General features: G+C 66.1%; 30 protein-coding genes and 1 tRNA gene. 9 read left to right on the plus strand and 22 right to left on the minus strand.

Annotated features, from left to right (window positions below):
- Positions 1-44: 44 nt before the first annotated feature.
- Positions 45-311: a hypothetical protein gene (locus tag ABD017_RS13940; RefSeq protein ID WP_343883375.1), complete on the minus strand. Its 267-nt coding sequence runs from the start codon at positions 309-311 to the stop codon at positions 45-47.
- Between the two features lie 68 nt (positions 312-379).
- On the opposite strand from ABD017_RS13940, the gene ABD017_RS13945 reads away from it, so the two are divergent.
- The 7 genes from ABD017_RS13945 (at position 380) to ABD017_RS13975 (ending at position 5,299) form a co-directional block, all read left to right on the plus strand.
- Positions 380-1,228, plus strand: a complete 849-nt coding sequence (locus tag ABD017_RS13945; protein WP_343883376.1) for a hypothetical protein — start codon at positions 380-382, stop codon at positions 1,226-1,228.
- Positions 1,229-1,230: 2 nt separating this feature from the next.
- A complete protein-coding gene (locus ABD017_RS13950) occupies positions 1,231-2,847 on the plus strand; it encodes a hypothetical protein (protein WP_343883377.1) in 1,617 nt (538 codons plus the stop codon).
- A 20-nt stretch (positions 2,848-2,867) separates the two neighbouring features.
- A complete protein-coding gene (locus ABD017_RS13955) occupies positions 2,868-3,578 on the plus strand; it encodes an alpha/beta hydrolase family protein (protein WP_343883378.1) in 711 nt (236 codons plus the stop codon).
- A gap of 204 nt (positions 3,579-3,782) precedes the next feature.
- On the plus strand, positions 3,783-4,130 hold the full coding sequence (locus ABD017_RS13960) for a hypothetical protein (RefSeq protein WP_343883379.1): 348 nt from the start codon (positions 3,783-3,785) through the stop codon (positions 4,128-4,130).
- Entirely contained in the window at positions 4,127-4,381 is a 255-nt protein-coding gene (locus ABD017_RS13965; protein ID WP_343883380.1) for a DUF7940 domain-containing protein, read from the plus strand. Before ABD017_RS13960 ends, ABD017_RS13965 begins: the two co-directional genes overlap by 4 nt.
- Positions 4,381-4,917, plus strand: a complete 537-nt coding sequence (locus ABD017_RS13970; protein WP_343883381.1) for a glycoside hydrolase family 19 protein — start codon at positions 4,381-4,383, stop codon at positions 4,915-4,917. The genes ABD017_RS13965 and ABD017_RS13970 overlap by 1 nt, the downstream gene beginning before the upstream one ends.
- 94 nt (positions 4,918-5,011) lie before the next feature.
- Positions 5,012-5,299: a hypothetical protein gene (locus ABD017_RS13975; protein ID WP_343883382.1), complete on the plus strand. Its 288-nt coding sequence runs from the start codon at positions 5,012-5,014 to the stop codon at positions 5,297-5,299.
- Between the two features lie 347 nt (positions 5,300-5,646).
- Here the strand turns inward: ABD017_RS13975 and ABD017_RS13980 are convergent.
- The 20 genes from ABD017_RS13980 to ABD017_RS14075 form a co-directional block, all read right to left on the minus strand.
- Positions 5,647-5,732, minus strand: a tRNA-Leu gene (locus tag ABD017_RS13980).
- A 55-nt stretch (positions 5,733-5,787) separates the two neighbouring features.
- Entirely contained in the window at positions 5,788-6,930 is a 1,143-nt protein-coding gene (gene metX / locus ABD017_RS13985) for a homoserine O-acetyltransferase MetX (RefSeq protein ID WP_343883384.1), read from the minus strand.
- A complete protein-coding gene (locus tag ABD017_RS13990; protein ID WP_343883385.1) occupies positions 6,927-7,976 on the minus strand; it encodes a tetratricopeptide repeat protein in 1,050 nt (349 codons plus the stop codon). The genes metX and ABD017_RS13990 overlap by 4 nt, the downstream gene beginning before the upstream one ends.
- Positions 7,973-8,497, minus strand: coding sequence for a cytochrome c-type biogenesis protein (locus tag ABD017_RS13995; RefSeq protein WP_425543741.1), 525 nt, complete (start codon positions 8,495-8,497; stop codon positions 7,973-7,975). Before ABD017_RS13995 ends, ABD017_RS13990 begins: the two co-directional genes overlap by 4 nt.
- A complete protein-coding gene (locus ABD017_RS14000) occupies positions 8,497-9,039 on the minus strand; it encodes a DsbE family thiol:disulfide interchange protein (RefSeq protein WP_343883386.1) in 543 nt (180 codons plus the stop codon). The genes ABD017_RS13995 and ABD017_RS14000 overlap by 1 nt, the downstream gene beginning before the upstream one ends.
- Positions 9,036-11,012, minus strand: coding sequence for a heme lyase CcmF/NrfE family subunit (locus ABD017_RS14005; RefSeq protein WP_343883387.1), 1,977 nt, complete (start codon positions 11,010-11,012; stop codon positions 9,036-9,038). The genes ABD017_RS14000 and ABD017_RS14005 overlap by 4 nt, the downstream gene beginning before the upstream one ends.
- Before the next feature lie 105 nt (positions 11,013-11,117).
- Positions 11,118-11,591, minus strand: a complete 474-nt coding sequence (ccmE, locus tag ABD017_RS14010; protein WP_343883388.1) for a cytochrome c maturation protein CcmE — start codon at positions 11,589-11,591, stop codon at positions 11,118-11,120.
- 5 nt (positions 11,592-11,596) lie between these two features.
- Entirely contained in the window at positions 11,597-11,827 is a 231-nt protein-coding gene (ccmD, locus tag ABD017_RS14015) for a heme exporter protein CcmD (RefSeq protein WP_425543742.1), read from the minus strand.
- Complete coding sequence (locus ABD017_RS14020; RefSeq protein WP_343883389.1) at positions 11,824-12,582, minus strand: heme ABC transporter permease; 759 nt, start codon at positions 12,580-12,582, stop codon at positions 11,824-11,826. The genes ccmD and ABD017_RS14020 overlap by 4 nt, the downstream gene beginning before the upstream one ends.
- A gap of 5 nt (positions 12,583-12,587) precedes the next feature.
- Positions 12,588-13,274 (minus strand): heme exporter protein CcmB, encoded by a 687-nt coding sequence (gene ccmB, locus ABD017_RS14025; protein WP_343883390.1) that lies wholly within the window; start codon positions 13,272-13,274, stop codon positions 12,588-12,590.
- A 198-nt stretch (positions 13,275-13,472) separates the two neighbouring features.
- On the minus strand, positions 13,473-14,108 hold the full coding sequence (gene ccmA, locus ABD017_RS14030; RefSeq protein WP_343883392.1) for a cytochrome c biogenesis heme-transporting ATPase CcmA: 636 nt from the start codon (positions 14,106-14,108) through the stop codon (positions 13,473-13,475).
- A 211-nt stretch (positions 14,109-14,319) separates the two neighbouring features.
- Complete coding sequence (locus ABD017_RS14035; RefSeq protein WP_343883393.1) at positions 14,320-14,727, minus strand: DUF3293 domain-containing protein; 408 nt, start codon at positions 14,725-14,727, stop codon at positions 14,320-14,322.
- Positions 14,720-16,174, minus strand: a complete 1,455-nt coding sequence (locus ABD017_RS14040) for an FAD-dependent oxidoreductase (RefSeq protein ID WP_343883394.1) — start codon at positions 16,172-16,174, stop codon at positions 14,720-14,722. The genes ABD017_RS14035 and ABD017_RS14040 overlap by 8 nt, the downstream gene beginning before the upstream one ends.
- Positions 16,175-16,250: 76 nt before the next feature.
- Positions 16,251-17,012, minus strand: coding sequence for an acetoacetyl-CoA reductase (gene phbB / locus ABD017_RS14045; protein ID WP_343883395.1), 762 nt, complete (start codon positions 17,010-17,012; stop codon positions 16,251-16,253).
- A 112-nt stretch (positions 17,013-17,124) separates the two neighbouring features.
- A complete protein-coding gene (gene phaR / locus ABD017_RS14050; protein ID WP_343883396.1) occupies positions 17,125-17,622 on the minus strand; it encodes a polyhydroxyalkanoate synthesis repressor PhaR in 498 nt (165 codons plus the stop codon).
- 90 nt (positions 17,623-17,712) lie between these two features.
- The gene (locus tag ABD017_RS14055) at positions 17,713-19,269 is read right to left on the minus strand and encodes a DHA2 family efflux MFS transporter permease subunit (RefSeq protein ID WP_343883397.1); all 1,557 of its coding nucleotides are present in this window, start codon (positions 19,267-19,269) and stop codon (positions 17,713-17,715) included.
- Positions 19,270-19,283: 14 nt separating this feature from the next.
- Positions 19,284-20,483: an HlyD family secretion protein gene (locus ABD017_RS14060; protein WP_343883398.1), complete on the minus strand. Its 1,200-nt coding sequence runs from the start codon at positions 20,481-20,483 to the stop codon at positions 19,284-19,286.
- Positions 20,470-21,960: an efflux transporter outer membrane subunit gene (locus ABD017_RS14065; protein WP_343883399.1), complete on the minus strand. Its 1,491-nt coding sequence runs from the start codon at positions 21,958-21,960 to the stop codon at positions 20,470-20,472. Before ABD017_RS14065 ends, ABD017_RS14060 begins: the two co-directional genes overlap by 14 nt.
- 10 nt (positions 21,961-21,970) lie before the next feature.
- Complete coding sequence (locus ABD017_RS14070) at positions 21,971-22,495, minus strand: MarR family winged helix-turn-helix transcriptional regulator (RefSeq protein WP_343883401.1); 525 nt, start codon at positions 22,493-22,495, stop codon at positions 21,971-21,973.
- Between the two features lie 69 nt (positions 22,496-22,564).
- Positions 22,565-23,344, minus strand: coding sequence for a TatD family hydrolase (locus tag ABD017_RS14075; RefSeq protein ID WP_343883402.1), 780 nt, complete (start codon positions 23,342-23,344; stop codon positions 22,565-22,567).
- 188 nt (positions 23,345-23,532) lie between these two features.
- Between ABD017_RS14075 and ABD017_RS14080 the strand changes: the two genes are divergently transcribed.
- A complete protein-coding gene (locus tag ABD017_RS14080) occupies positions 23,533-24,117 on the plus strand; it encodes a glycine zipper 2TM domain-containing protein (RefSeq protein ID WP_343883403.1) in 585 nt (194 codons plus the stop codon).
- A 50-nt stretch (positions 24,118-24,167) separates the two neighbouring features.
- Positions 24,168-24,641: an outer membrane lipoprotein gene (locus ABD017_RS14085; protein WP_343883404.1), complete on the plus strand. Its 474-nt coding sequence runs from the start codon at positions 24,168-24,170 to the stop codon at positions 24,639-24,641.
- A 94-nt stretch (positions 24,642-24,735) separates the two neighbouring features.
- On the opposite strand, the gene ABD017_RS14090 is transcribed toward ABD017_RS14085, so the two are convergent.
- Positions 24,736-25,170, minus strand: coding sequence for a cell wall hydrolase (locus ABD017_RS14090; RefSeq protein ID WP_343883405.1), 435 nt, complete (start codon positions 25,168-25,170; stop codon positions 24,736-24,738).
- Between the last annotated feature and the right edge of the window lie 132 nt (positions 25,171-25,302).

The raw sequence follows: 25,302 nt of genomic DNA on the forward strand, positions 1-25,302 counted from the left end.
GGTCATCCAACGGCCAAGCTCGTCTTTAGTTGGTAGTGCGATCTTCATTCGGTAACGCACTTGAACGAAATATCAGCGCGAGGGAAGTTGCCAAAAATCGGCACGCCGCTTGATTGGGATGTGTCAGTCATTTGAGCCTGCTTGCCTTCTTTCGCACAATACGTATTCGCGTCGCCCATCGCCTTTGCCCTGAGCCCAGCGATACCGGTAAGACCGGTTTTGCCCTGCCGAGAAACCATGTAGCTATTCGGTCCGGTCTTGATTACGCCGGGATTCGATGCGCATGCCGCCAGAGCCAGTACCGCCAACACCAGAACGATCCGTCGCATAAAAACCCCCATGTGATGACATAACCCGGTGCGGCTCACAGCATGGCCGCATGGCTTTCCGACTGATCAACCCCGCGCCGCAATTCTTCACCGTGGACGGCAAAGTCCTGGCTGGCGGGAACCTGTATTTCACCGACACCGGCACGTCGAACCCGCGCCCAACATACGCCGATCCGGGCCTGTCTGCCGAGAATACCAACCCGGTGATTCTGGACGCCAGTGGCCGGGCGAATGCCGATATCTGGATGGATGGCGTGTATCGCGTCGTGCTGAAGGATTCCAGCGGGGCAACGATGTGGACGCGGGACGACGTGCAGGGGCCGGCGGACTTGCCGGGGCTGGCGGGGCAGGAGGGCTACTTCCTCAGCACGGACGGCGAAACGCTGATCTGGAAGCCGGTTCTGCAGGTTCCCGACGTCAGCGGGCAGGCAGACAAGATACTCACGAATGACGGAGCCACGCCGTATTGGGCTGATCCGTCATCGCAACTACCGGCGCAGACGGGGCACGCCGGGCAGTTCCTCACGACTGACGGCACCGATGCGTCGTGGGCCGCGATTGCTGGCGCATCGTCCACGAGCGGCAGCATCACAGTCGGCAACCAACTGGTGCAATTCGGCATCGATACCGCCCCATCATCGGGTGGCAAAACCACGTCCAAGAGCGTCACCTTTCCGACTGCCTACGCGAGCGCGCCGCGCGTATTCATCCAGCCGAACGGGTCAGGCCCCACGCCTAGCGGCATCTACGTTCGGGCTAGTGCGCTGACGATCAATGCCGGCAACTTCACTGCCGGATTCAGTACGGCCACAGGCGGCACCAGTGCGGACAACTACAGCCGCAGCAACATCACCAGCAGTTTCACGTTCGGCTGGCTGGCGGTCGGCACCAAAGCGTAGCCATGGCCGACAACAGCATTCTTCCCAAGGCCAGCGCGCCACTGGTTGACCAGACTGGCAGGCCGACGCGTGCGTTCTATACCTTCTTCAACGCGTTGGTTTCGAGCCTGCAAGGGCAGATCAACGCGATCAGCAAGCTGGTGAAAAACCTCGCGCTGGTGATTGCCGCGCTGGGTGGCGATCCAGATTCAGGCGAAGGTATCCCCGACATTGCCGGGCAGATCGACGCCAAGGCTGACAAGTCCATCACCATCACGGGGCTGGGGTCCATTCAAGGCGGTGGCGACCTTTCGCAAGACCGGTTTATATCGCTCGATGGCGATGTGGACACCGTGCCCGGCGTGAGCTTCTACGGGTCGCCTGATGGAAGCACGAAAGGCTGGGCGGCATTCTCCGGCAACTTCGCCCCATCGATGGACGCGGACGACAATGTAACGCTGGACCTTGCCGACATCGCCGACTCCGGCACCGGCGACGCCCTGGTCAAGATCACCCGAGACGCCAAGGGGCGTGTTAGCGGCACGAGCGCCGCGACCACAACCGACCTCACGGAAGGATCGAACCTCTACTTCACCGATACGCGTGCCGATGCGCGGATCACGCTGCAGAAGGCGCAGCCGCTGGGCCTCGCCACGCTCGATGCTGGCGGCAAGCTCGACGCGGGCCAGCTGCCGGCGTTGGCAATCACCGAGACGTTCGTCGTCAACACGCAGGCCGCGATGCTGGCGCTGTCCGCGCAGGAGGGCGACGTTGCGGTCCGTACCGACCTGAGCAAGTCCTTCATCCTGACCGCGGCGCCGGCGTCCACGCTGGCGAACTGGCAGGAGCTGCTGGTTCCGACTGCTGGCGTGACCAGCTTCAACGGCCGCACGGGCAGCGTGACGCCTGCGAGTGGCGACTACACGCCGGCGCAGGTGGGTGCTGAGCCCGCCATCGCCGCCGGCACCACGGCCCAGTACCGGCGCGGCGACAAGACGTGGCGCGACTTTGCCACGGATGTGCGCGGTGCGGTGCTGACGGGCCTGTCCACCGCCACCAGTGCGGTCATCACAGCCACTGATACCGTGCTTGGCGCGCTGGGCAAGCTTCAGGCGCAGATCAACGGGAAAGCGCCAAACACGCAGATCGGGACGTATGCCAGCCGTCCGTCGGCTGGGTCAGCACAAGGGGTTGTCTACTACGCCACGGACGTGCAAGAGGCATACCGGTCCGACGGCTCGACGTGGTCCATCTTGCCAATTGGCGGCATTGAACTTGGCTATGCGGAAATCACCTCGCAGTTCAACACGACTTCGACAACGGCTGTCGATGTCACCGGGCTGACCGTGACGTGTGTGGTGGGAGAGCGACCCGTAATTGTGACCTACGGCGGAAACATGCGGAACACCACGACCGGGCAATCGGCGCGCGTCCTGTTGATTGCAAATGGCTCCAACCAATCGAACCTCACGGCGCAGGGTTCCGTTGGGTACATTTTCCTTGAGCGCGAGACACGCATTTCCGGCCTCACCCCCGGAGCAAGCTACACGTTCAAGCTTCAAGCGCTGGCCATATCGTCTGGCACGACGCAGATCTATTCCGATGCCAACGATCGCGCGTTCATAAGGGTAGGGAACTAGCCGTGTGGACGAGCGCTGGAATGGGCCGCGCCGTGGCTTCGGAAAACGACGTCATCATGCGCCCAAGGATTCGCCCCGTCAGTCCACTTCCTGGCGTACTTTACGTGCACGGCGCGGAGGCCGATGCGGGGGGCGCCCTGACATGGATGCGCATTGCCTCGCGCGCACGGCTGATCAATGCGATTGCCGACGCCGGTTACACCATGCTCTCGTGCGACCTTGGCGGCGTCGCCACCTGGGGAAACGACACAGCGATAAGTCGGATCACGGCGGCGAAGAACTACCTACTCACGCTGCAGGATGTGGCTGCTGGGAAAATCGTCCTGGTAGGCCAGTCGATGGGCGGTCAAAACGCGATGGTGTGGGCGGCGGCTAACCCCACGCTGGTGGATTGCATCATCGCCGCTATTCCGGTGGTCAACATCCAGGACGTTCGGAATCGGGTGTATCAGACGTCTGTTGACGCGGCCTATTCAGGCGGCTATTCGGATGCCACCTATGGCGCTGCGCACAGCCCCTATGTGATTGCTGGCAACGGCGGATTGAACGGCATCCCCATGCAGCTTTGGTACGGAGACAGCGACACGACGTGCCTGCCGCAGTACACGCAGGACATGGCTACGCGAGCAAGCGCGGTGGAGCTCCACCAGCTAAGCGGCGGTCATGCCGAAGCAACCGTGGCGCAGATAGATCCCGCTGTTGTTCTCAACTACATCGCGGCGTTGCCATGAGACGCGAGTTCTCGCCCGCCACCTTCCCGACCTCGCAGGAGGTCATCGCACAACTGCCGCAGCCGGAAGCCTTCGGCTGGGTTGTGCATCAACCAGGGGCGAACGCATGAATCCACACCGCCGCCACGATGACATCAACCGCGTTGCCGAAGTGCTGACGCTGCCGGCTGTGGTCGCGCTGGCAATCACCATCTGGATTTGTGCATGACCGTGGAAACCGAACGCGCCAGCGATGGGCATGTGACCTTCCGGCTTGGCCCTGTCGAGCGCTGGGTGGTTGGTTTGGGCGCTGCTGCACTGGTAGCTGGCGGTTACCGGATTTACGCGACGTTCTCTGATCGCATGGATGCGCAGAGCAAAGCGCAACAAGACACCGTGACGCAGCTGGCGGTGATGAATTCACAGCTCGCGGTAATGAACACGCAGCTCGCGGATGTGCCGGGCCTGTCCATGCGCATCACGAAGCTCGAAACCAATCAGGCCGAACTTATCCGCCGCGTGGGGCGGCTTGAGGACGGCGGCAGCACGAAAGCGAAGGGGTGGACGCGATGAAACTGATCGATGATGCGGGGAAGCTCTGGCACCGGCTCTGGACGGTTCGCATGTCCATCATTGGCGTGGTGTACGCAAGCGTGGGCGGCGTCTACTTGGCGATGCCGGAAGGTATGCGGCCAGACCTGCCGGAGTGGGGAAAGCTGCTGCTGGCTGGCGTGGGCGTGATGTTGGCGGCAGCGCCGGGCGTTGCGCGTGTCGTGGCCCAGCCAAAGCTGGCGTCTGACGATACCGACAAGGCGGGCGCGTAGTGGATGCCGAACAGCTCGCCGCTTCTACGGGCTCCACGGTGGCTCGTGCGCGGTTCTGGCTCAAGCCCATCACCGACGCCATGACCGAGTTTGCGATCAACACGCCAGCACGTCAGGCCGCCTTTCTGGCGCAGATTGGGCACGAGAGCGGCGGGCTGATGTACACGCGTGAGCTATGGGGGCCGACGCCAGCGCAGGTGCGTTATGAAGGCCGCGCCGATCTTGGCAACACACATCCCGGTGACGGCTCGAAGTATCGCGGGCGCGGTTTCATCCAGATCACCGGACGGGCCAACTACGCCGCTGCTGGCAAAGCCCTGCATCTCGACCTGATCGACCACCCGGAAATTCTGGAAGACCCGGAAATGGTCGCCGTCTCTGCCGCGTGGTGGTGGAAGTCGCACGGCCTGAACGAGCTAGCCGATGCCGGCGATTTCCATCGCATCACGCGGGTTATCAACGGTGGCACCAACGGTCTGGCTGATCGTTTGGCCCGATGGGAAAAGGCGAAGAACGCGCTAGGGGTGGCCGCATGAAAGACGATGATCTGGACATGGCGCGTGGCATCGTATGGGCCTGCCTTGCCGTCCTCGGCGTGTACATCGCGGCCGCCGTCGCATGGAGCCTGTTGTGAGCTGGCTCACCCGCTGGCTGGCCGCCATCGGCGCGCTCCTGGCCGCGTTGGGCGCCGCTGTGCTGTACGGCCGCAGCAAGGGCAAGGCAGCGGAGCAGGGCAAGACGCGAGCCGCGCAGGATGCCGCAGCGACGGCGCAGGCATCAGTTCATGCTCACGAGGTGCGCAATGAAGTCGAGAACGAAACCGCGAAGCTACCGGATGCTCCGCCGCAGTCGGTGGCTACTGCTGACCCCGCTACTGCTGCTGGCCGGCTGCGCGACGACGGGTGGACGCGCGACTGATTACTGCGCTCCGTGGAAGCCAATTTTCGTCAGCCGCGCGGATGTGTTGACCGATCCGACTGCCAAGGCAATCCGCGACCACGACGAAACGGGGGTTAAGCTGGGTTGTTGGCCGGCGCCTAAGAAAGCGAAAGCCGCACCCAAACAATAGGCATCCGCCGACATAACTAGCGAATCAGCCGCGATAACTTGCGAATGCCCCAGCCGTCAGGCCTCATCCGGCGAGAGTCAGGCCAGCAGGAAGCGGCCGACCAGCGATCAGGCGCGGGCCGATGGCTGGGGCAATATTGCGGACCATTTCGATAATTGCGGACCAAAACAAAGGCCCCGGAAGGGGCCTAAGTCATTGGTACCGGTGATAGGACTCGAACCTACACGACATCGCTGCCAGCGGATTTTGAGTCCGCCGCGTCTACCATTCCGCCACACCGGCAGGTGAGCGACGCATTATGCCGGGTTCGATGGGTGCGGTCGAGCCCCGCGCGCGGTCAATCGGCCTGCAATCGGGCCAGAAAGCCGCCGATGGCGCGGCTGTAGTTCTCGATGTCGACCAGGAACGCGTCGTGCCCCTGCGGCGAATCCAGCGCCACGAAATCCACCTGGGCGCCGGCCGCTTCCAGGCCCTTGGCGATCTGCTCCTGCTGCTCCAATGGAAACAGGATGTCGGTGCTGACGCCGATCACCATCGCGCGCTCGATGCGGATGCGCTGCAGCCCCTCGTGCACGCTGCCATTGCCGTATTCGGCGATGTCGAACCAGTCGCTGGCGCGCGACAGGTAGAGGTAGCAATTGGGATCGAAGTGGCGCACGAAGCGCCGCGCGTGGCCCTCGAGATAGGACTCCACCTGGAATTCGCGGCCGAACGGGTCGTCGTCGCGTTGCTCCGGGTCGAGCCGGATGCGGGCGAAGCGGCCGTTCCATTCCATCGCCGAGCGGTAGGTGATCACGCCCAGCTTGCGGGCGATGCTCATGCCGATGTCGGGGTAGCGGTCGCCGTCGCCGGCGTGGATGTCGTAGCGACCGTCGTTCCAGCGCGGGTCCAGCCGGATCGCCTCGCGCTGCAACGAGCGGATGGCGATGGCGAACGGCTGGGCCTGCGGCGCCGTGTCCACGCTGATGTGCGCGCGCACGCTGCCAGGGTGCTGCACCATGTAGGCCAGCGCGCTCATGCCGCCCATCGAGCAGCCGATCAGGCAGGCAAGTTGCTCGATGCCCAGGCTGGCGACGGTGGCGTACGCGGCTTCGGCCACGTCTTCCAGCGCCAGGTCGGGGAAATTCAGCCGGTACGGTTCGCCACTGGCCGGGTCGATCGAGGCCGGGCCGGTCGAGCCCTTGTCGCTGCCCAGCGAGTTCACGCAGATCACGAACCAGCGCTTGGTGTCGATCGCCTTGCCCGGCCCGATCATGCCTTCCCACCAGCCGGGCGAAGGGTCATCGACCGACGAGGCCGCATGGGCGCTGGGCGACAGGCCGGTGAGGATCAGCAGCCCGTTGTCGCGCGCTGCATTCAGCTCGCCCCAGGTCTCGTAGGCCACGCTGGCGCCGTGCAGTTCGCCGCCACGCTTCATCCGGAACGGCGAGGGCAGGGCGAAATAGCGGCGCGCGTCGTGCGCGGTGGCGGGGCCGTTCATGGATGCACCTTGTCGATGATGACGGTAACCGGCGCGTGGCGGCTCACGTCGACCGTGCCGGCGCTGCCTTCCAGGTCGCCTGCGCGGGCGATGGGCTGGCCATCGTGGCTGATGCGCGCGCCCACTTCCACCTTGGCCGCCGACGACAGCCGCGCGGTCGGTGTCATCGCCATGGCGTCGGTCAGGGTGACCTCGAGCGGCAACGTGCCGGCGTCACGTTTCACCGCCGCCAGCGGCATCGGTGGACCGCCCGCGGCGCGGGCGTAGACGAACAGCACGTCGCCGGGCTTCAGCTTCTTCTTCAGCGCGGGAGCCAGCGACACCTGCACGCGCAACGCGGGTTCTTGGGCTGTTGTGGCGGCGCCGACGGATGACGCGCCCGCCGGTGATTTCGCGGCGCGGGACTGCGCCACCGCGATCTGCATGGCCACTGCTTCGGCCACCTTGGAGCCCGGTTCCAGTTGCGGCTGCAGGATGCGCCAGGTGGCGGCGGCGTTGGCGTAGTCGCCCTGCTGGAACTGGCCGATACCGAGCAGCCACAAGCCGCGCTGGCTGTCGGGCTGCAGTGATACGGCGTGTTTCAGCAGTTCCAGCGCGCGGCCGGTGATCTGGTGATCGCTGCGCGCCATCGAATCGGCCTCGGCCCAGCCGACCATGGCTTCGGCATGGTTGGGGGCGAGCTTGAGCACGTGATCGTAGGCGTCGCGCGCATCGGCAGGCTCGTGCAGCATGCTGCTGGTCTGTGCCAGCACCATCCAGCCGCGCACGTCATCGGGCTGTTCGGCCAGGTGCGTGCGCAGTTGCGCCAGCGCCTGCTCCATGCTGATCGGCGCCGGAGCCTGGGTGGCGTTGAGCGCCACCGGTGTTCCCACCATCAGGTACAGGCTGGCGGCGCCCAGTGGCAGCACCAGCGCGATGGCCAAGGCCAGTGCGAAAACCTTGCGCGGCCGGGCCGACGTGCGACCGTGTCGCATCAATGGCGCCAGCAGTACCGCCAGCGCCACGGCAATCATCGCCGCGGCGGCGATGTAGAAAGCGATTTTCACCAATCATCCCCGTTGTCGATCGAGCGGCGCGGCCCCGACGATCCGTTGGCCGGCATGCGGACGCGTTTGCGTATGGCCACCAGCACCACGCCGGCGCCGCCAAGCAGGATCAGCAGCGGACCGAACCACAGCAACCAGGTGCCGCGCGTCAGCGGCGGGTCGTACAGCACGAAGTCGGAATAGCGCGCCACCAGGTACTGCTTGATCTCGTCGTCGCTCCTGCCCTGCTGCATCATCTGGAAAATCTGGTTGCGCAGGTCACGCGCGATCGGCGCGTTGGAATCGGCCAGCGTCTCGTTCTGGCACATCGGGCAACGCAGCTGATGGGTGAGGTGCTGGAAGCGCAACTCCTGCGCATGGTTGGCAAACGGCATCGGCTCGATCGCCTGCGCGTGCACCTGGCCGGCGACTAGCAGGAAGGCCACCAGCAACGCCTGTAGGAGCGCACCGTGTGCGCGAAACACGCCGCCATATCGCAAGGCTTTTCGCGCACAGGGTGCGCTCCTACGGAACAACCGCATCACGGCGCCTCCTTGCGCAGCGCCGCGATGGCCGGTTTCAGTTCCTTCGCCACCACGTCCGGCGTGAGCGGCCCGATGTGCTTGTAGCGGATGACGCCGTGCGCATCGATCAGGAAACTTTCCGGCGCGCCGTAGACGCCGAAATCGATCGCGGTGTGGCCGGGCTCGTCCGCGATCACCACGGCGTACGGGCTGCCGTGCTCCGCCAGCCAGCGCTTGGCATCGGCCGGCGCGTCCTTGTAGTTGTAGCCCACCAGTTGCACGCCCAGGGTCGGGCCCTCGGCCTCGAGCACCGGGTGCTCCACGCCGCATTCGATGCACCAGCTGGCGAAAACGTTGAGCAGGTAGGGCTTGCCCAGCAGGTCCGCCTTGCTCACCGTCTGCGTCGGCTCGTACAGCTTGGGCAGGTTGAACGCGGGGGCGGGCTTGTTCAGCAGCGGCGTGGGGATGGCGTTCGGGTCGTGCTGGGTATTCCACCAGATGCCGAAGCCGAACAGCGCGGCCAGCAGCATGAAGCCGATGAAGGGCAGTAGCCGGCTCATGCGCGGGTTTCCTGCAGGCGCGGTTCGACGACTGGCTCGGCACGGGTGACGGTGCGCTTGAGGCGGAAGCGCTTGTCCGCGGCGCAGACAAAGCCGCCCAGCATCATCAGCAAGCCGCCGGCCCAGATCCAGCGCACGAAGGGCTTGTAGTACAGCCGCAGCGACCACGCACCTTCGATATTGCCCGCGTCCATGGGCTCACCCAGCGCCACGTACAGGTCGCGGGTGATGCCGGCATCCACCGCCGATTCGGTCTGCACCTGGCCGCGCGGGTAGGTGCGCTTCTGCGGATGCATCACGGCGATGTTCTTGCCGTCGCGGGTGACCGTGACCACGCCCTGGTCGGCGCGCCAGTTTGGCCCGGTGGTGCGGTGCGCGCCGTCGAAACGGAAATCGTAGCCGCCGATGTGCTGCGTCTGGCCGGGTGCCATGCGCACGTCGCTGGTGACGCTGAGCGATTCGGACAGCAGCACGCCGACCACGAACACCGCCACGCCGAAATGCGCCAGCAGCATGCCGGCCATCTCGGCCGGATAGCGGCGGCCGCTGGGCACCTCGCGCCAGCGCTTGTACGCGTACAGCAGCACGCCCACGCCGATCCACACCGCCGCGGCCACGCCCATGATCGCCTTCAGGTGGCCGTCCACGAAGAACGCCGCCACGATGGCGCAGGCCAGCGCGGCGATGGTCACGCGCAGCAGCATGCTTTTCAGCATGCCGGCATCGCTCTTGCCCCAGCGCAGGAACGGGCCGAACGGCAACAACAGCACCACGGGCAGCATCAACAGCGGGAACAGGAAACCGAAGTAGGGCGGGCCCACCGAGATGCGGCCCAAGTTCAGCGCGTCGCCGATCAGCGGGAACAGCGTGCCCAGCAGCACCATCGCGGCAGCCACCGCAAACATCAGGTTGCCGATCAGCATGGCCGTTTCGCGTGACAGCACGTTGAACGGCTTGCCCGCGGCGACCTTGGGCGCGCGCAGCGCATAGAGCAGCAGCGAACCGCCGACGATGATGGTGAGGAAGGCCAGGATGAACACGCCGCGGCGCGGATCGGAGGCGAACGCGTGCACCGAGGTCAGCACACCCGAGCGCACCAGGAAGGTGCCCAGCAGGCTCAGCGAGAACGCGAAGATCGACAGCAGGATGGTCCACGCCCGCAGGCTGCCGCGCTTCTCGGTGATCGCCTGCGCGTGGATCAGGCCCAGCCCGACCAGCCAGGGCATGAAGCTGGCATTTTCCACCGGGTCCCAGAACCACCAGCCGCCCCAGCCCAGTTCCGCATATGCCCACCAGCTGCCGGCGACGATGCCGCAGGTGAGAAACGCCCACGCCACATTGGTCCACGGCCGCGCCCAGCGCACCCAGGCCTGCTCCAGCTCACCGCCCAGCAAGGCCGCGATGGAGAATGCGAACGCCACCGAGAAGCCCACATAGCCCATGTACAGCACCGGCGGGTGCACGGTCATGCCCGGGTCCTGCAGCACCGGGTTCAGATCCGCGCCGTCGCCGGGCATCGGCAACAGCCGTCCAAACGGATTGGAGGTGAAGATGATGAAGGCGAGGAAACCCACCGCGACCAGGCCCATCACCGCCAGCACGCGCGAGGCGAAAATCTCGGGCAATTTCTGGCTGAAGGCGGCCAGCGCCACCGTCCACACGTTGAGAATCATGATCCACAGCAGCAGCGAGCCCTCGTGCGCGCCCCACACCGCGGCAATGCGGTAGTACCACGGCAGCTCCAGGTTGGAGTTGTCGGCAACGTACTGCACCGAGAAGTCGAAGCGCAGGAACGCCCACACCAGGATGCCGAACGCGATCGCCACGAACACCGCCTGTCCCGCCGCCGCCGGCCGCGCCACCGCCATCAGCGCGCGATTGCCGCGCCATGCGCCGATCAACGGCAGCACGCCCTGCGCCAGCGCCAGCAGCAAGGCGAGGATGAGCGCGAGTTGGCCGAGTTCGGGGGTCATGGCTGGAGGCCGGGAACGGGGAACGGGGAACGGGGAAGGCGGTGCTGCGACGCAATTGACATGATCTTGCTCCGGAGGGATATGGGACAGGCGGCGACGTTTGAACTAGCCACCGTTCCCCGTTCCCCGTTCCCTACTTTCCTCAACCTGCTTGCCCTCATGCGCTTTCGCCATGGCGTCCTTCAGCTCCTTGGGCATATAGGTCTCGTCGTGCTTGGCCAGCACCTCGGTGGCGACGAAGCGGGCGCCGTCCATGTGGCCGGTGGCGATCACAGATTGGTTGTCGCGGAACAGGTCGGGCAGGATGCCGGTGTACTCGACCGGCATGGCGCCGCCGGCATCGACCACGGTGAACGTCACCTTCAGCGAATCGCTGCTGCGCTGGATCGAGCCAGCCTTGACCATGCCGCCCAGGCGGAACGTGGTGTAGCCCGCCGCCTGGCCCGACTGCACCTGGCTGGGCGTGAGCAGGTAGTTCATGTTGTTCTGCAGCGCGTAGACGCCCAGGCCGGCGGCCACGGCGGCGGCCACGGCAACCAGTACAACGATGGTGAGTCGGCGCTTGCGGGTGGGATTCATGAGGCTCACTGACCGTCGATGGCGGCGGGTGGTGGAGGGGTGGTGGAACCGCTGCCGATGCGCGGCTGGCGGGCGCTTTGACGGGCGAGCCGGGCGCGAAGTTCACGCAGCAGGCGCTGTCGGCGCAGGCGCGGCGCGATCGTGTCGGCGATCAGCACGATGAAGAACACCGCGTAGGCAGGCCACACGTAGGCCGCATAACCACCCATCGCCAGGAAGCTTTGCACGTCGTTCATCGTGCGTCCCCGTCCTGGGCAATTTGCCGCACCCAGTCCTTACCGCCTTCCAGTGCCAGCAGGTCGGTGCGCGCGCGGCGGAACAGGCTGGCGACGTAGTAGAACTTGGTGGCCAGGGTCATCGTCAGCAGCGGCCACAGCATGTCGCCCGACATCTTGGACTGGCCGAACACGTTGACCGTGCTGCCCTGGTGCAAGGTGTTCCACCAGTTCACCGAGAAATGCACGATCGGCACGTTGATGATGCCGATGATGGCCAGGAAGGCCGCGGCGCGCGCGCCCTGGCGGCGATCCTCGAAGGCGCGGTAGAGGCCGATCACGCCTAGGAACAGGAACAGCAGCACCAGTTCGGAGGTGAGCCGCGCATCCCAGGTCCACCAGGTGCCCCACATCGGCTTGCCCCACAGCGAGCCGGTGACCAGGGTGATGAAGGTGAATGCCGCGCCGATCGGCGCCGACTCCATCGCCACCACCTCGGCCAGCTTGATCCGCCACACCAGCGCGATGAACGACGCCACGCCCATCACCGCGTAGATGAACATGCTCATCCACGCGCTGGGCACGTGGATGAAGATGATGCGGTAGGCGTCGCCCTGCTGGTAATCGGCCGGCGCCAGCACCAGGCCGCCGTAGAGCGCGATCGCGCCCAGCAGCAGCGCCAGGCTCATCGCCCACGGCTGCAGCGTGCCGGCGAAACGGTAGAAGGTTGGCGGCGAGCTGAGCCGGTGCAACCAGAGGGGGATCCAGTTAGCCATAGGGATCACGAATCCAGGGCAATGCGAAGTGCGGCGGCGCAGGCCAGCGGCGCCAGTACCACGGCCAGTACCAGTGCGGCGGCAAGCCAGCTGATCGGTGCCAGCCAGGGAAGACCCTGCTGGGCGGCAGCTACCGCGCCCGCGGCGAAGATCACGGCCGGCACGCACAAGGGCAGCAGCATCAAGGCGAGCAGCATACCAGAGCGCCGGGTGCCGACCGTCAGCGCAACCAGCACCGCGCCCAGCAGGCTGAGCAGTGGCGTGGCCAGCAACAAGGCCAGCAGCAATACCGGAATGACCGGTGCCGGCAGGTGCAGCAGTGCCGCCATCAGCGGCGAAATCACGATCAGCGGCAGGGCGATGGTGAGCCAGTGCGCCAGGATCTTCATGCCCAGCATCAGTGCCAGCGGCTGCGGCGCCAGCACCAGTTGCTCCAGCGAGCCATCCTCGATGTCGCTGGCGAACATCGCATCCAGCGCCAGCAGCATCGCCAGCAGCACGGTGACCAGCACCACACCGCCGGCGATCCGCTGCAGCAAGGTGTCCTCCGGCCCCAGCGCAAACGGGAACAGCGTGGTGACGATCAGCGCGTAGAGCACCGGCATCGCGATATCGCCGCGACGGCGCCAGGCTAGCGTGAGGTCGCGGCGCAGCATCGCGGCGCAGGCGGTGGTGAGGCTTGCGGCGCTCATGCTTCTGCTCCCTCCCCTGCGTGCAGGGGAGGGTTGGGGAGGGGTAAAGCTTTTCCGCAAGAGCGAACCCCCTCCCAACCTGCACTCAGGCCATCCATGACCCTCGCCCTTCGGGCGGCTGACGCCGTGCAAATCGGCAGTCCTGCCGATTTGTCCCCTGCGAGCAGGGGGAGGAGCCTGTGCCTGATGTGCCGTGCATTAGCCATGCATGCGGATCCGTCGCGGTTCGCCACCATGGAAGCTCACCGTGCCGTGGCTGGTGACCATGGCGGCGCCGCCGGCTTTGGTATGCCTCTCCAGCATGGCGTTCACCAGCGCGATGCCGGCGCGGTCGAGGTTGGCGTACGGTTCGTCCAGCAGCCACAAGGTGGCCGGCAGCATCGCCAGCCGGGCCAGCGCCGCGCGCTTCTTCTGCCCGGCCGAGAGGCGACGCACGGGCTCGTCCTCATAGCCGCGCAGGCCGATGTCGGCCAGCAGGGAGGCGCTGTCCATGCCCTCACGCGAGCCGTGCAGGCCGGTGGCGACGCGCAGGTTCTCGCGCGGGCTGAGGTCGGCCTTGAGGCCGAGCTGGTGGCCCAGGAACAGGATGTCGCCGGCGCAGAGGTCGCGCTGCAGCGGCTCGCCGCGCCATACCAGCTCGCCGGTGCTGAGGTGAAGCAGGCCGGCGAGCATGCGCAGCAAGGTGGTCTTGCCGCTGCCGTTGTCGCCTTCCACCAGGGCCAGTTCACCCGTGTGCAGCTGGAAATCCAGCGGGGCGAACACCGGTTCGTCCTGGCGATGGAAACTCACGGCCCGCGCTTCGAGCAGGGGCGCAGCGGTACGGGCGGCAGTCATCCCCGTGATTGTCCGCAATGGCGTGGCCGCTTGTCCATGCGGCGCAGTGCCGCTGAGAAGGTTGTGGTTCTCAACCTCTCAGCCCGGTCATGGAATGGCCGGACGCGGATCGGTCACGCAAATGACTGATCCGCGTGAGCGGGTCCGGGCATGTACCGGACCCGCGATAGAAGAAAACCACAGGAGGTGGTTTTCTTCACAAGCTTCTGAGTCAGTCCAGCGCGCGCAGCGTGGCCGCGCCTTCGGCCTCGCCGTGCACGTAGGCGAGTTGGCCGTGCGTGCGGGCCAGATGGTCCAGCGTCGCCACGTCGGGGCCGATCGCAAACAGGCTCGGTTCGCTCCACCCGCTGTTGCCCACGCCGATCGCCGGCAACACGATGCAGTCGGGCAGCGCCTGCAGTTCGCCCAGCAACTCACGCTGGGCGGCCAGGTTCTCGGCGGGCGGGCGGCGGCGCGCCTGCGGGTTCCAAGCGGTGATGAAGGCCCACGGACGCCCGTTCACCACGTCGACCAGGGCGCTGGGCAAGGGCAGGTCGACGCGTATCGTGGCCCAGCTCACCGTGTCGATGCAGACGTTGTAGGCGGTGGAGCGGAATGCTTCGAGCAGGGCCTCATCCATGGCGCAGCTCCGGCAGCGGGGCCAGGCTGGAACGGAAGCGTTGCGCGGCGGCATCGAGGTCGATCGCCGCCACGCTGGCGTTCTCGTGCAACAACTGCTCCAGCAGCTCGTCCTGCGCGCGACCGCGTTCGAGTGCGTAACGGTAGGGAAGATGGGTAAAAGTCACCATGCGATAACGTGCCATGTAATGGGTGGGAATGCGTGCGGCAAGCAGGGCGCCGAGCTCGCGCTTGGCAAGATAGTGCGGATCGGCCACCGAGTCGCGCATCTCGATGTAGTTTTCCAAGGCCATGTGGGCAATGGCATCGGCGTTGGGCTGGCGTTGGCGCTGGAACTCGGCGAATACCCCGGCGTGGTCGTCGGGCGATGCGGCGAGCAGGTTGGCCAGCACCACGGTGTCCTCGAAGCCGCAGTTCATGCCCTGGCCGTGGAATGGCACGATCGCGTGCGCCGCGTCGCCGATCAGCAGGGCGCGGCCGTCCAGATGCCAGCGCTGCAGGTACAGCGTGGACAGCGTGCCGACCGGGTTGTGTTCGAAGTCCTCGGCGAAACGCGGCATCAGCGGCAGCAGGCCGGGGAATTGTTCCGTGAAGAACGTGGCGGCCGCCGCGGCATCGGGCAAGGTGGCGAAGCTTGGTGCGCGTCCCTTGCCCGGCAGGAACAGGGTGACGGTGAAACTGCGTTCGGTGTTGGGCAGCGCGATGCACATGTAGCTGCCGCGCGGCCAGATGTGCAGCGCGTTCGGTTCCAGCGCGAAGCCGTCGCGGCCGTCGTTGGCTTGCAGCACGGCAGCAGGCAGCTCGCTCGCGGGAGGAATCTCCAGTTCCTTGTAACCGTGACCCAGCGGCTCGACCCGCTCGCCCAACGGCGTGTGGGCGTTCATGGCGGCGCGCAGGGCCGAACCGGCACCGTCGGCGCCAATCAGCAGGCCGGCGGGCAGGTCGCGTTCGACGCCATCGGCATCCGCCAGCCGAAGGCGTTGCCGGTCGAAATCCACCGTGGTCAGCGCCTGGCCGAAGTGGAAGCGGGCGCCCGCCGCCTCCGCCGCATCCAGCAGCAGCATGTTCAGTGCACCGCGCGACACCGACCAGATCACCTCGCTGTCGTCGATGCCGTAGGGTTGCAGGCCATGCTGGCCATCGCGGTCGTGCACCATGCGTCCGCGCATCATCACCGCGCGTTGCAGCACCGCGTCGGCCAGTCCCGTGCTGCGCAGGGCGTGCAGGCCGCGTTCGGCCAGCGCCAAGTTGATCGAGCGACTACCGCTGTCCATGGATGGACGAGTGCCGGGGGCGCAGGATGCGCTGGAGCGGCCGAGGAATCCGGCGTGGCGCGGATCGGGCCGCTTCTCGAACACATCGACCGCAAACCCGCGCTGCGCCAGTTGCTGCGCCAGCAGCGCGCCGACCAGGCCGCCGCCGATGAGGGTGATGGGGTGCTGCGCCATGCTGCGATCCGTGGAGGGAATCCCCCCACTGTTCCGCAAGCGCGCCCGGACTGCAATGGCGCGCGGTGTGACGCGCTCAGAAGCTCATGAAATAGCCGCCGTTCACCGGCAGGTTGGCGCCGGTGATGTAGCCGGCATCATCGGCGGCCAGGAAGCACACGGCGCGGGCGATGTCGGCGGGCGAGCCGAGCCGGCCCACCGGAATGCCGGCGATGATCTGCGCCCGTACTTCTTCTGCAACTGCTGCCACCATCGGCGTGTCGCAATAGCCGGGCGATACCGTGTTGACGGTGACGCCCTTGCGTGCCGTCTCGCGCGCCAGCGCCATGCTGAAGCCGTGCACGCCGGCTTTCGCGGCCGAGTAATTGGTCTGGCCGAACTGGCCGGTCTGGCCGTTGACCGAGCTGATGTTGACGATGCGGCCGAAGCCGCGCGCGGTCATGCCCTCGATCGTGTGGCGGCACATGTTGAACACGCCGTCGAGGTTCACCTGGATCAACTCGTGCCATTGCTGCGGCGTCATCTTGCGCAGGCTGGCATCGCGGGTGATGCCGGCGGCGTTGACCAGGATGTCCACGCCGCCGTGCTGTTGCTCGATGCGGGCGATCAGCTGCCCACAGCTGTCGAAGTCGCTGATGTCTCCCGGTTCGAAGCTGACCGCGTCGGCGACGTCCGCCATGTCCCGGCGGAAGCTGGCGATGCGCTCCTCGCGCGTGGCCAGGTCGACGGCGATCACCTGTCGGCCCGCCTGCGCCAGCTGACGGCAGATTTCACTGCCCAGGCCACCGATGCCGCCGGTGACCAGCGCGACGCGTTTCGGGGGGCTCGCTTCGTTCATGGGACAGTTTCCACGCGTGATCATGCCGCAGGGCAGCACGAATCATGCTGCAGTTGCGATAGGGGGAATCGGGTGTGCGGCGCGCCATGGCGCTGCACGACGGAGGGGCGGATCAGCCGGCCTTCTTGCTGCCGCGGCCGCTGCCGGGCGTGGGCTGGACGACCTGCGCGGCGGTGTTCATCAGGCCTTCCTGCATCGCCTTCCACGCGGCCATGTTGCGCTCGGTGAGGTCGTTCAGGGTGTTCCAGGGCGTTTGCCCCATCAGGCTGTTCAACTGGCTGCGGAACTGCGACTGCTGGTCGAGGAAAACCTGCAGGCTGCGCTCCAGATAAGGCCCCATGAAGCCTTGCAGCGAGTTGCCGTAGAACCGGATGATCTGGCTGAGCAGCTCGGGCGACAGCATCGGCTGGCCCTTGTCCTCGTGCTCGGAGATGATCTGCAGCAGGACCGAACGGGTCAGGTCTTCGCCGCTCTTGGCGTCCCTGACTTCGAAATCCTCATTGTCGAGCACCAACTGGCGGATCTCTTCCAGCGTGATGTAGCTGGAAATTTCCGTGTCGTACAAGCGACGATTCGGATACTTCTTGATGATGCGTTTGTTTTGTGCCATGCAGAACAAGCTAGCAGAAGGTATTGCATTGCACCAGTCGCGAACGGCTGGTCCATGTTGCACTTGCCGAGCGCAGCAATTGGTGGTTGGTCAATGACCTGCGGCACCGCTGGCGTTGCCGAAAGGCGGCCTGGCGAGCCACAGCAGCGGGATCAGGGCCACGAACATCACCGCGCACGCCAGGTACACGTCGTTGACCGCCAGGGTCAGCGCTTCGCGGCTGATCAGCTGCTCGACCACGCCCAGGCTTTGCTGCACGGAGAAGCCCCCGTGCTGCAATTGCTGCAGGAAGCCGTTGGCCGCCGGCACCGCGGGCGTGATGTGCTCGGTCAGCACCGCGTGGTGGTAGTCGCCACGGTGCTGCCACAGCGTCACCGTGGCAGCGGTGGAAACGCTGGAGCCGAGCGTGCGGCAGAAGTTGGCCAGCCCCGAGGCGCTGGCGACCTGGTCCGCCCCCAGCCCCGACAGGTACATCTGGTTGAGCGGGATGAAGAAGCAGGCGATGCCCACGCCCATCACGAAGCGCGGCAACACCAGCGTGGAGAACGAGGCCGAACTGTCGAAGCTGGCGAACCAGAACGAGGTTCCCGCAAACACGATGAAGGCGAACGTCACCACCGCGCGCAGCTCCAGCCGCTGGATGTTGGCACCGATCACCGGCGCCATCAGGAACGCCAGCACGCCCACCGGCGCGCTGGCCAGGCCGGCCCACGTGGCGGTGTAGCCCAGGGTGATCTGCAGCCACAGCGGAAACACCACGTTGATGCCGAAGAACGCCATCATGCCCAGCGACAAGGCCACCACCGCCACGGTGAAGTTGCGCCCCTTGAACAGCGACAATTCGATCACCGGGTGCTTGGCGTACAGCTCCCACACGATCAGGAAGGTAAGGCACACCAGCGCGGTGATGCCCAGCGTCAGGATCATCGGCGAGGCGAACCAGTCGTTGTCGTTGCCGTTGTCCAGCATGAACTGCAGCGCGCCCACGCCCACCACCAGCAGCACCAGGCCGACAACATCGATCGGCATCTTGAAGGTCGTGGTCTCGCGCTTGCGCAGCAGTACCCAGGTGACGATGGCCGCCAGCGCGCCCACCGGCACGTTGATGTAGAAGATCCACGGCCAGGAGAAATTGTCGGTCAGCCAGCCGCCCAGGATCGGTCCGAAGATCGGCGCCACCACCACCGTCATTGCCCACAGGGCCAGCGCAATGCCCTGTTTCGCCTTGGGGTAGCTGGCCAGGAGCAGCGACAGCGACAACGCCACCATCGGGCCGGAACCGGCGCCCTGCATCAGGCGGCAGATCACCAGCATCGGCATGCTGGTGGCCAGGCCGCACAGCATCGAGAACACCACGAACAGCAGTACCGATCCGACGAAGGTCTTCACCTCGCCGAAGCGGCGTGCCAGCCAGCCGGTGAGCGGCTGCATGATCGCGCTGGCCAGCGCGTACGAGCTGATCGTCCAGGTACCTTCGCTGGGGCTCACGCCCAGGCTGCCGGCGATGTGCGGCACGGACACGTTGACGATCGTCATGTCCAGCACCTCCATGAAGGTGCTGAAGGCGACGGCAATGGTCAGCAGCACCAGTGCGCCGCCCTGCAGCGGCTTCAGCGGTGGTGGGGCGTCGTGGGGCGTGGCGGCCATGCGGTCGACCCGGTTCAGTGCGTGTCGTCGGGGAGGTTGGCGCGAATGACCTGTTCGGCCTCCGCGTCGGCCTTGCTCGCCATCCGGTCATAGACGGTGGTCTGCGCCACCGGCCGGTTCGCCGGCGCGGCGGCCAGCACGCGGCCCTCGTCATTCGTGATGTCCACCGTGACCGTGGTGGAAAGGCCGATGCGCAACGGATGCTTGTCCAGCTCGGCGTTGTCCAGCGAGATGCGCACCGGCACACGCTGCACCACCTTGATCCAGTTGCCGGTGGCGTTCTGCGCCGGCAACAGCGAGAACACGCTGCCGGTACCGGCACCCAGGCCAACCACCTTGCCGTGGAATTCGGCGTCGCCGCCGTAGACGTCGGACTCGATCGTGGCGCTCTGGCCGATGCGCAGATGGCGCAGCTGGCTTTCCTTGAAGTTGGCCTCGACCCACAGGTCGTGCAGCGGCACCACCGTCATCAATTGCTGCCCGGGTTGCACGCTATTGCCCAATTGCACGCTGCGCTGGGCCACGTAGCCGGACACCGGCGCATAGATGGCATTGCGTTGCGCCGCCACCCAAGCGGCGCGGAAGTTGGCGCGCGCCTGCATCACGGCGGGGTTCTTCGCCACGTCGGTGCCTTCGATCGCCGCATGTGCGGCCCGGGCCTGGGCCTCGGCCGTGGCGACGGCGGCGCGGGCCTGCTCCACGCCGTCGCGCAGGTGCTGCACCACCTCGGGCGATTCGGCGCGTGCCGCCAGCAGCGGCAGATGGCGCTGCAAGTCCGCCTCGGCTTTCTTCAGGCTGATGCGGCTGGCCGCCAGCTGCGCGTCGGCACCGCTGGCCGAACTGGTCTGCTGGCGCACGCCGCGTACCGCCTGCGCCAGGGCGCTGCGCGCCTGTTGCAGGCGGACTTCCGCATCGGTGCTGTCCAGTTTCACCAATACCTGGCCGGCTTCCACCCGCTGGGTATCGTCGGCTAGGATCGCCACCACCGTGCCGGGCACCTGCGCCGATATCGCCACCTGGTTGCCGCCGACGTAGGCGTTGTCGGTTTTCACCCGCCTGGAGAACACCAGCAGCCACAGCAGGAACCACGCCACCGCCGCCAGCACGAACAGCGCGCCGACGATCAGCAGCACGCGCCGGCGTTTGCGCGGGTCGGTAGCCGCCATGCCGCTGTCATCGGCCTGGGGTGACTTGTCGGTCTCAGTGGCGCTCATGATCGGCGGCTCCGGTGGAAGAGGAAGAGGGGGCGGGCTGCGACTTTGCGGAGGCTTCATCGGCACCCCGGTAGCCGCCGCCCAGCGCCTTGATCAGCGCAAGGTCGGCGCTCAATGCCTGCGATTGCAGCTGCAACGCAGCGTCCTGCTGTTGCAGCAACTGCGCCTTGGCGGCGAGGCTTTCGCGAACGTCGCGCACGCCCTGGCGAAGGCGTGCCTGCGCGCTGGCCAGCAACTGGCGATCGGCGTCCAGTTCGGCCTGTCGTGCGTGGCGTCGCGCAGCCAGTTGCTCGGCGTTGAGCGCCTGCGTGGCGACCTCGCGCGCGGCGCCCAGGACGGCGCTGTTGTATTGCGCCACCGCGCTGTCGAGCTGGGCCTTGCTCAGGCCGTAGTTGGCCTCCAGTGCGCCGCCATTGAAGATCGGCAGATGAATCGCGGGCGTCAGCGCGAAGGTGCGGCTGCCCAGGGTGAACAGCTTGTCCATGTCGATGCTGGACAAGCCCGCCATCGCGGAAATGCCGATGTCGGGAAAGAACGCCGCCCGCGCCGCGTCGGTTTTTTTCAGCATCGACTCCACCTGCCAGCGACTGGCCACGATGTCGGGCCGGCGGGCGATCAGGTCGATGCTGGCGTTGGCGGGGATGCCGCGCTCGACCGGCGGCAGTGGCCGCGCATGCAGTTCGGGCAGCTCCGCCGGGGCGATGCCCAGCAGCGCGGCCAGCGCCACCTTGCGCATCTGCGCCGAGCCCTCGATCGCCGCGCGCATGCCCTCGAGGCTGGCCACACGTGCGTTCGCCTTCTGCGTTTCGTCGGGCAGGTCCACGCCCTGTTTCACGCGCAGCGCCGCGATCTGCGCCAGCTGGTGCTGCATGGACAACATCTGTTTCACCAGTTGCAGTCGCGCCTGGTCCGCCTGCCAGCCGAAATAGGTGTCCGCCACGGCGTACTGGATCGCCAGCGCGGCAGCGCTGCGCTGCGCCTGGGCGGCGTGGGCCTGGTCCAGCGCTGCCTCGACGGTGGCGCGCTTCTTGCCCCACCAGTCGAAGTCGTACTGCAGCTGTAGCCCGATGTCGGCCTGGTTGTACCAGGTGAAGCCCAGGAACTCGCTGGGAATCAGGCCGTGCTCGCTCATCCGCTGGCGCGATACCTGCGCGTTGCCATTGATCGACAAGCCCATCTGCGCGGCGGCCAGCCGCACCGACTGCTGCGCACTCTGCACGCGCGTCTGCGCCAGCGCGATGTCCGGCGATTGCCGCAGCGCCCGCGCGATCAGCTTGTCCAGCTGCGGATCGTCGTACTTTCGCCACCACTGCGCGGCAGGCCAGCCGGTGCGGGCCGGAGCGTCCAGGCCGGCCAGCGGCACGTCGTTGCGCAAGACGGGATGATCCAGTTTTGCCGGTGCCCGCGCACACGCGGCCAGCGCCAGCACGATCGTCGCGGTCAGCAGCGGCCGCCCGCGGAGCAGGGCATGCTTCATCGGATGTCCTTCATGGATGGGGGTCGTCGCTCAACCGGTCGAGGTTGCCGGCCAGTTTGCGCAACAGGCGGTCGAGATGGCGTTTATCGGTGGCGCTGAAGCCGTCGAACATCGTGTCGATGCGGGGAAACATCGGCGGCAGCATCTTCATCACGAACCGCCGGCCGGCGGCGGTGATGCGGATCACCACGCGTCGGCGATCCGACTCGCTGGCGCCGCGGGTGATCAGGCCGCGCCTGGCCAATGCATTGGCGATGCGCGTCATGTTGGTGGCGCCCTGGGTGGCGAACTCGCACAGCTCGCCCGGGGTGGAACTGCCATCGGGGCGGCTGTACAGGATCATCAAGGTCAGGAATTCGCTGTGATTGAGCTTGTGCGGCTTGAGCTTGAACGCGAGCTCCTCGCTCATGCCTTCGCCCACCATCAGCAGCAATCGACACAGCCGAGCCTCGGTAGCCGGCATGGCGGGGATGATCTGGCTGACGCGGCTGATGCCCTCGTCCATCAGATCGATGCATGTCGTCAGCTTTGCCATTTCACCAGCGGATAGTTCATCAATGAATTAAAACATAGCAAGGCGTGACGGGCGCGTGCAAGCCGGGGATCAGCGTGGCGGGCGCTCAAGGCCGAACAGGCGCCGTGCATTGGCGGTGGTGGCCGCGGCAATTTCCGCTTCCGGCGCGCCGCGCAGTTCGGCAATGCAGCGCAGGATTCCCGCAACCCGTGCCGGTTCGTTGCGCTGGCCGCGATGGTTGGCATCGGGTTGGTCCGGGGCGTCGCTTTCCAGCAGCAGGTGATGCAATGGCATGCTCGCCACGATGCGACGCAACCGCCGCGCGCGCTCGTAGGTCACCGGGCCGCCGATGCCGAGGCAAAACCCGATGTCCCAGAGCTGTTGCGCCTGCTGTTCGCTGCCCGAGAAGCTGTGCACCACGCCGTACACGCCGTCGGCGCGGCGCAGGGTGTGGATCACCTCCTCCAGCGCGCCGCGCGCGTGCACGATGACCGGCAGTTTGTGCGCGCGCGCGACCTCCAGTTGGCGCGCGAAGATCTCGCGCTGCAGCTCGCGCTCGATCCCCTCGACGTGGAAATCGAGGCCGATTTCGCCGACGGCCACGGCGTGGTGCGCATCCAGCCACGAAGACAATGCGTCCACATCCGGGCAGGCATTCTCGTTCAGGAACATGGGATGAAGGCCGTAGGCGGGATGGGCTTGCGGATGGCGGCGGCAAAGCTCGCGGATGCGCGGCCAACTGGCCCTGTCGGTGGCAGGCACCACGGTGGCGGCGACGCCGACGTCGCTGGCGCGCTGCATCACCGCGGCGAGATCCGGTTCGAATCGGCCGTCATCCAGATGTGCGTGGCTGTCCACAATTTCGTGCATGGTTTTTGTCCAGAAAGGCCCGGCTGCGAATTCAATGTGAAAATGCGGTAAGGGTTTGAGCTAGGCCCGATTCAGTTGATTCACGGTTCAATGGAAACACGGTTACGGCGCGGCGTGGGGCGTCGCCTTTGGTTGCCTCCCGCCCACCGTTCGCGAGCCGCCGTTAAACAAACAGAGGAGAGGGTCTGATGAAAGCTTTGACGATCAATGCATTGACTGTCGCCATGGTCGCGGCGTTGTCGCTGGGCGTGTCCGGCTGCAACCGCAACGCCGATGCCGGCCCGTCCGCCGATGGCGGTACGGCCGCCGATTCGACCCAGGCGGATGCGCCCAAGTACGCAAAGGTGGTGAGCGTCGATCCCGTACGCAAGACGGTGAACAACCCGCGCCAGGTGTGCAAGGACGAAGTCGTTACCCACACCACGCCGCCCAAGGACGAACATCGCATCGCCGGTACCGCGATCGGCGCCGTGGCTGGCGGCCTGCTCGGCAACCAGATCGGTGGCGGCAAGGGCAAGACGCTGGCAACGGTGGCTGGTGCGATCGGCGGTGGGTACGCCGGCAACCGCATCCAGGCCAGCCGCCAGCATGCCAACACCACGTCCACCGTGGAGCGGCACTGCGACACCGTCAATGACACCAGCACCAAGCTGGTGGGCTATGACGTGCGCTACGAATACAAAGGCGTCACCCGCACTGTCCGCATGGATCACGATCCGGGCGATCGCGTGAAGGTGGAGGAAGGTGTGACGGCGGTTTCCGACGCCCGTTGAGTCGATCGGAGTCATCGATCGGAGGGCTTTTTCCCGAAGGAGTGATCGACATGAATGCACTATCGAGCAAACTCGCGCTGGCCGTGGCCATGGCTGGAGGCCTCGCACTGGCCGGTTGCGCCACCCCCTACAGCAACGGTGGCAACTACGGCTATCAGGGACAGCCAGCCCGAAGCGCGCGCTGCAATACCTGCGGCGTGGTGCAGGAAGTGCAACAGGTCTACACCGAGGGCAACAGCAGCGGTGGCACGCTCGGTGCCGTGATCGGTGCGGTCGCCGGTGGCGTGCTGGGCAACCAGGTAGGCAAGGGTGACGGCCGCAAGGCCGCCACGGTGGCCGGTGCAGTGGCCGGCGGCGTCGTCGGCAACCAGGTTGGCAAGCGCAGCGGAAGCGGCGACGTGGCCTATCGCATCGTGGTGCGGCTGGACAACGGCCAGTACGCGACGGTCACTCAGCGGGAGAATCCGGACGTGCGCAACGGTGACTACGTGCAGGTGCGCGGCGACCACGTCTACAGGCTCTGATTCTCCGATCGTATGGACGTCCAGACGTTTGGACGTCCAAACAACAAAAGGCCCTCGTATGAGGGCCTTTTGTTTTATGGCGTGGTGTCGGGCGTCAGTTGACGGCGTAGAAACGATGTTCGCCGATGGTCGTCCCGGCACGGTTGACCGACCACGTCGGCGTGATCGCCACGGTGGCGAAGTGGTCGGCGCGTGGCACCAGCATCTTGCGTTCGGCGATCGGCAGCTGCCAGTTCCGGATCGAACGACCGGCAATCCGCCATGCCTTGTGGAAGGCCTCCAGGTTGGTGATGTCGAACGAGCCCGGGGTGGTGGTGGTGGCGAACTGGTGGGGTGCCGTGACGACCTTGCATACGGTGTCGCCCCAGCGTCCGCGTTCGCGCCGGCGCATGGCGACTTCGGCGACCGCGAGCTGGCCAAGCGTGGGTTCGCTGCGTGCTTCCAGATAGACCGTGGTCGCCAGGCAAGCCTGGTCCGCAACGGGTTGCGGCAGCAGGCTGGTGAGCCACAACAGCATGGAAAGTTTCATATCTGCCTCCAACGTGCTGTACGCGCAGCCTTGCAGGCCTGACGCGCCGTTGCGGTGGACGGGCTGGCAGGCCGTTCCACCTGGATTGATCGCCAACCGGGGTATGCGGTTGAACGTGTTGCCACGGACGTG

Source organism: Rhodanobacter caeni, from assembly GCF_039523575.1.
GTDB lineage: Bacteria > Pseudomonadota > Gammaproteobacteria > Xanthomonadales > Rhodanobacteraceae > Rhodanobacter > Rhodanobacter caeni.